At 68.9% G+C, this 5,756-nt stretch carries 8 protein-coding genes; 5 read left to right on the forward strand and 3 right to left on the reverse strand.

Annotated elements, in window-relative coordinates; translation table 11 throughout:
- The first annotated feature begins 518 nt into the window (after positions 1 to 518).
- The 5 genes from M2282_RS30845 to M2282_RS30865 all read left to right on the forward strand — a co-directional run bounded on the left by M2282_RS30845 (position 519) and on the right by M2282_RS30865 (position 2,970).
- Positions 519 to 641 carry a hypothetical protein gene (locus tag M2282_RS30845; protein WP_280812573.1) on the forward strand — a complete coding sequence of 41 codons (123 nt, stop codon included), beginning with the start codon at positions 519 to 521 and terminating at the stop codon, positions 639 to 641.
- A gap of 53 nt (positions 642 to 694) precedes the next feature.
- Positions 695 to 1,111, forward strand: a complete 417-nt coding sequence (locus M2282_RS30850) for a hypothetical protein (RefSeq protein ID WP_280812574.1) — start codon at positions 695 to 697, stop codon at positions 1,109 to 1,111.
- Positions 1,112 to 1,317: 206 nt separating this feature from the next.
- Positions 1,318 to 1,446 (forward strand): hypothetical protein, encoded by a 129-nt coding sequence (locus M2282_RS30855; protein WP_280812575.1) that lies wholly within the window; start codon positions 1,318 to 1,320, stop codon positions 1,444 to 1,446.
- Positions 1,447 to 1,754: 308 nt separating this feature from the next.
- Positions 1,755 to 2,717 (forward strand): replication initiation protein, encoded by a 963-nt coding sequence (locus M2282_RS30860; protein ID WP_280812576.1) that lies wholly within the window; start codon positions 1,755 to 1,757, stop codon positions 2,715 to 2,717.
- A complete protein-coding gene (locus tag M2282_RS30865; RefSeq protein ID WP_280812577.1) occupies positions 2,707 to 2,970 on the forward strand; it encodes a sigma factor-like helix-turn-helix DNA-binding protein in 264 nt (87 codons plus the stop codon). Before M2282_RS30860 ends, M2282_RS30865 begins: the two co-directional genes overlap by 11 nt.
- Here the strand turns inward: M2282_RS30865 and M2282_RS30870 are convergent.
- The 3 genes from M2282_RS30870 to M2282_RS30880 all read right to left on the reverse strand — a co-directional run.
- Positions 2,967 to 3,440 carry a hypothetical protein gene (locus M2282_RS30870; RefSeq protein WP_280812578.1) on the reverse strand — a complete coding sequence of 158 codons (474 nt, stop codon included), beginning with the start codon at positions 3,438 to 3,440 and terminating at the stop codon, positions 2,967 to 2,969. The genes M2282_RS30865 and M2282_RS30870 overlap by 4 nt on opposite strands.
- Before the next feature lie 221 nt (positions 3,441 to 3,661).
- Entirely contained in the window at positions 3,662 to 5,299 is a 1,638-nt protein-coding gene (locus M2282_RS30875; RefSeq protein ID WP_280812579.1) for a relaxase/mobilization nuclease domain-containing protein, read from the reverse strand.
- 1 nt (position 5,300) lies between these two features.
- On the reverse strand, positions 5,301 to 5,756 hold a 456-nt coding region (locus tag M2282_RS30880), incomplete at its 5' end, for a MobC family plasmid mobilization relaxosome protein (protein ID WP_280812580.1).

Below are 5,756 nucleotides of genomic sequence, written 5' to 3' on the forward strand. Positions count from 1 at the left end.
TTCGCCGGGGCCGCTCCAGCGGCCGGCGAAGCAGCGGCGCGGACCTCGGTCCGCCGGTCGTCGGATGCAGCGTCAGCGGCCATCTTCCGGCCCCCTCCTGTGAGCGAAGCGAATGGGAGGCGAGCGCCCAGGGTTACGCAGTGACGAAGTCACGGAGTAACTCTGGGCATAGCTCGCTCCGGTGTCTGGTCACCAGGATATGCGAGGAACGAGCCGATGGAGACGCAGACCAGGCACCGGGTGGTGGACGGCACGGGCACGGGCTGACCGGTGGTCAGGACGCGAGGAACGAGCGGCCGAAACCGCCGTCAGAACGGGCACGGGACGGGCGCCACGGCGGGCCGCCCCACGGCACGCTTCGCCCGGTCCGGTCACGGGCCGGCGCACACCCAGCGGCCACCCTCCGTGCAGAGCCGACCGTCTGCGTTGCGTCTGCGCCGCCTTCAGCGCGTCACAGGGCCGCGATCCCCCATGGACTTCGCGTTCTCGGCGGATACTGCCCGTAGGAGGCGATGACGATGCTCGACAACACCCCCGCCGGGCCGCTCAACGGCATTTTCGTGCCGAAGTGGCTCTATGACGTGCTGTACCAGGCCTGGCTTGTATGGGAGCCGCTGGTCGGGCCACCGGTAACCCATTGATCGACCGACAGCGGCCAGCAAATCCGGGGGTGCTGGCCTCCTTGGAGGTCGCCATGATCGACTTCGTTCGCCGATCGGTCGCCTGCGCGGCCATCGTGGCCGGTGCGGTTCTGGCGCCGGCGGCCATCGCCTCCGCCACTGTCGCCGTCCCGTTCCAGATCGACCCGTACGGAAGCTTCGATTTTCCCTCGGTCCGCTGCGTGGCCGTGGTCGGCGAACAGCCTGGGACGGTCACGATCACCGGTCCGGAGGAACGCAAACGGGAAGGCCGATCAGGGTGCCTACAACTGTCCGAAGTGCACTGGCTGAACCTGTCTAACGGAGCCTCCGGCTCCACCCGGATGTCGGACGGCTCGGACGCATACCCGGAAGCGATCCTGCCGACCGGGACCGGGCAGGTTGTCCTCGTCGTCGTACACACCGGCAGCTCGTTCGTCACACCGGGCATCGCAACCGTCTACGTCCCGTAGTCGCCGTGATCCCGTGTGACCTCGGCGAACACTTCTCCTGATTGGAGGTGATCGACATGCGTGGAGGAGATTGGCCGTGGTTCGTGTGGCTGATGCCAGCGCCGTTCTTCAACGAATGGGACTGGCAGCGAGCGATCGAGGCGATGCCCTGCTGGCTCGGCGGCACCAACTGCTGACAGGAACCGGCAGCGGACCAGCTCCAAGCTATGGACTTGCATCCGGTTGATGACTTCCCGCTGATCTGGTGGCTCATGCCCTACGGACTCATCCCTGACGACGTGCGGGTCTGGATCCTGAACCACGCCCCGTGCTGGCTGGGTGGCTACTGCCCCTGAGTGGAGGTGATTGGGATGGACCCGTGGTCGTTTTATCTCGGCCCCGTCGGTCAAGTCATCGACGTGGTGATCTATTGGCTCCGCAACGGGCACCTGCCCTGACAGAGCACCGCCGACAACATGGGGGCCTGGCGGTGGTTCCGTTCTCTGCGGAGGGCGGAACACGAGATTTTCCAGTGGGGTAGAGGGTTCAGGGGAGGGAAGAAATCGCCGGGGAGGACGGGGACGGCTCCAGAAACCGAAACATCTGACTTGGCTTCGGCGTGTCCTACCGGAATAATTCGATCTTGTGTGTGAGTGTGTTCCCCATGGTTGCGGTGGAAGAGCACACGAGTGGTGCCTGGGAACAGCTGTGGCTACCGCTGTTCCCACTGGCAACCGATGATTTCCTCGACGGTGTCTACCGGATGCGGCGATCGGACGCGCTGGATCGCCGCTACATCGAGTCGAACCCGCAGGCATTGAGCAACCTGCTCGTCGTGGACGTTGACCACCCGGACGCCGCGCTGCGGGCGCTGTCGGCGACCGGGAATCATCCTCTGCCGAACGCGATCGTGGAGAACCCCCGTAACGGGCACGCACACGCCGTGTGGGCGCTGGCAGAGCCGTTCACCCGCACTGAGTACGCCCGTCGTAAGCCGCTCGCCTATGCGGCCGCCGTCACTGAGGGCCTACGGCGCGCCGTGGAGGGGGACAAGGGCTATTCGGGCTTGATGACCAAGAACCCGACTCACGGTGCCTGGGAGACCCATTGGCTGCACACCGAGCGGCGATCCCTCGCCGAGCTCGAGGCGGAACTCGGTATCCACATGCCGCCAACGCGCTGGCGGCAAACCCGATCGCGCCGTGAGAACCCGATCGGCCTCGGCCGCAACTGCGCCCTGTTCGAAACCGCACGCACCTGGGCCTACCGCGAAATCCGCTTCCACTGGGGCGATCCGACCGGGCTTGGGGCCGCGATCTATGGGGAAGCAGCGCGGATCAACGCCACGTTCAGGAACCCGGTCACAGGCAGGCCCGATCCACTGCCGGCAAGCGAGCTACGCGCCGTCGCGGCCTCCATTACCCGCTGGATCACTACAAAGTCCCGGATGTGGGCCGACGGCCCTGCCGTCTACGAGGCCACATTCATCGCCATACAAGCCGCACGCGGCCGTAAAGGTGGCAAAGCCAGCGGCTCCGTGATGACACCGGCCAAGGCTGAAGCGAACAAGAAACGGGCGACGAAGGTCGACCGTGATCTGGCTCTGGAGGTGGCCCGTGGGCGCTGAGAACCCTGTCCGCCGCAATCGCACGGCACGCGAGGTCGCTGAACGACTCGGGGCGTCACCACGCACGATCCGGCGCATCATGGCCGAGCCGCGGGACCAGTTCCTCGCACGGGCAGCCGAGAACCGTCGCCGGGCCGTCGAGCTACGTGAGCAGGGCCTGAAGTACCGCGAGATCGCCGAGGAGATGGGCGTGACCACCGGAACTGTGGGAAAGCTCCTGCACGACGCACGCAAGTACTCGGTCAGCTCCTAGCCGAGAAGCCGTCGACGTAGCCGGGCCAGGGCGCCCGTAGCCGCCCGGTCGTCGGCGGCCGGGACGGGCGGCGGCGGACCCGCCACTGGAACCGCGGCGGGCTCCGGGGCCGGCACCGGCCGGGCCTCAAGCATCCGGAGCATCTGCTGCTGCACGTCGATGATCCGATTGCGTTCGCTGGCCAGGGCTTCGGCTACGGCCAGGCGCTGACGGAGTTCAGCGTTCTCGGCGGCCAGGTCACGGACCCGGTCATTTGAAGGGGTCACCGGGTCAGGTTTCGCCATTTTCCCTGGTCTCAGCCCTGCCGCGGATAGGTCACCGAGGGGGATCATCCACTTCCCGTCGGCGGTGCGGACCGCGTTCGGGAACACACCCGCCCGCAGCCGGCGCTTGATCGTGCTCTCGCTGGTCTGCGTCGCTTCCACCGCCTCGGCGACGGTCAGCATGGGCAGGTCACGATCCCCGGTCATCAGGTCATCGTTCCTCAAATGAACTAGTTCAATCCGCATTTACGCAGCGTGTTGGCGGTGTCATGGACCCAGGTCACACCCCGCCCTGACCGGGGCACGACCCGTTCAATGGCAAGGCGCCGCGGAGCGGTGCCGCGGCAGCCGTTTTAGTTGTCCCAGCCTTCTACCGGCCGCAGCAAGACGATTTCATCGCCTTGCTCCCGGTTCCGCGTCGGCGCAGCTCACAGGCCCATCCCGGAGTCTCGGCCTCGGTCGTGGCGGGGCGGCCGGTAGCCCTGGGTCGGTGGTGGCGTGGCCGGGCCCTGGCGGCGGGCCGGGGGCTTGACCTCGGCGGGCTTGGTGGGTGTGAGGTCCGCGGCGGCGCGGCGGATCGTCTTGCCGGCCTGCTCGGTGCGCTGCTCCTGCGGTAACCGGCCCCAGATCGCCTCGACCTGCTTCTTCGCCCTGGCCGCGGCCGCGGCCTGGGCCTGCGCGACGGTGTCGGCCCGGCCTGAGACGACCTGGCGGTCGGGGTCCTTCTTCGAGGTCAGCGACCACGCGCCGTCCTCGGCCACCCACAGCCGCAGGTTCACCCCGCGCACGTCCCGCGAGTAGCCGCCGCCGGCCACCTCGGTCCATTTCGCGGCGTCCTTCGCCGTGGCCGCGCGTTCTGCCTGGGCTTTCGCGGCCGCGTACTGGCGTTTCTGCTCCGGCGTCCACGGCTTCCGACGTTGCTCCTGGGCGGCGAGCATGTCCCGGACCTGCCTCGGGTGGCCACTGAGCACGGCGTTGGCCGTGTTCACCACCGCGGCGTGCCGCTGGTCGTCGGCCTTCTGGCTGGTCAACGCCTGTTTCACCTGCTTCCACTTCGTGTCCGCGCTCGGCTCGGCGCGGATCTGACCGGCCACCTCACCGACGACGGCGCGGGCCTGATCCCAGCGGGCCGTCTGGAACTGCTCCTCACCGGCTTCGCGGCGGCGCTCCTCCCACACGGCGGCCCGCTCGAGCCGCTTCCGCGGCACCGTCTCCTCGGCCGCGAGACGGTCCGGGCGCGGGCCGGTCAGCACCGTTTCCAGCTGTGACCAGGACAAACGGCGATCGAGCTTGGAGGCCGGCAACCAGATCGGCTCCCCGGCTGCGTCGTTGTAGCCGGGCAGGTTGAAGCTGTACCCGTTCATTCGGCCCGTGCTCGCGACGTTGCGCCGCATCTGCACGCGGGTGATCGGGTTCGCCGCGAGTGCCGCCTCGAACGCCTCCGCGCCTTGACCTGCGGCGATGTCGCGGGCGGCGGTCACGATCTCGCGCAGCCCGTCCCGTTGCGGGACCTTCCCGGTCCGCACCGCCTGGCGCTGCTCGCCGCTGCTGGCCTGTCGGCCGCGGGCCCGCTCCGGGCTGGCCACCTCGGTCAGGCCGTGCTGGTGCTCGACCTCGCGCATCACCTCGACGACCTTCCAGCGGTCGTTGCTGTTCTTCCAGACCGCGCCCTGGAAATCGACCCGTGAGACGGCGATGTGGATGTGGTCGTCGTCGTGCCGGACGGCCACCCACGGGTGTTCGGCGAAGCGCAGCCGTTCGGCGACCGTCTGCGCGATGTCGGCGAACTCGGTGTCGGTCAACGTCCGATCCCCGGGCGCGCACCGTAGCGAGCAGTGCCACACCGGCTTGCCCACGCGCGCGTTCGTGGCCGCCGCGCGCTCGAAGTCCCGGCCCCACCGGGTCGGATTCTTCGCGGTGACCTGCACCGATCCCGCGATCACCGTCCCGCCGGCAATCAGCCGGCCCGCCTCGTTGCGGTAGCTGTGCGGCGTCGCCTTCCCCGGCCCGTGCAGATACGCCGCCAGCCCCTTCGGATCCGACCCCGTGCTGATCTTCGCGATCACATCAGCCCTCGAGCGCGTCGAGCCGATCCGCCATCCGCCCCAACTCCTGCCCCCACCTGTCCAGCCACCCCTTCTGCAGGGACTCGGCCATCTGCGGCGGCACCTGCCCGGAGTTGATCGCCCTCGCGATCTGGTTCAGGTTGTTCCCCACCTTGGTCATCTGCTGCCGCAGCGCCGCGACCTCCGCGGCCGCCTCCACCGACAGCCCGCCGCCCGTCTTCGGGCGGACCTTCCCGAGGTAACCGGCCACCGCCCGCTCGCGCACCCACGCCCCGAGCTGCCGGTGCCCGTCCGCCAGCGCCGCGTCGATCCACACCGCCTCCTCCGCGTCGGTCAGCCGCACCGCGACGGTGCGGGTGCGCTTCGCCGGGGCCGCTCCAGCGGCCGGCGAAGCAGCGGCGCGGACCTCGGTCCGCCGGTCGTCGGATGCAGCGTCAGCGGCCATCTTCCGGCCCCC

Source organism: Variovorax boronicumulans (assembly GCF_029892485.1).
Lineage (GTDB): Bacteria > Pseudomonadota > Gammaproteobacteria > Burkholderiales > Burkholderiaceae_C > Variovorax > Variovorax boronicumulans_B.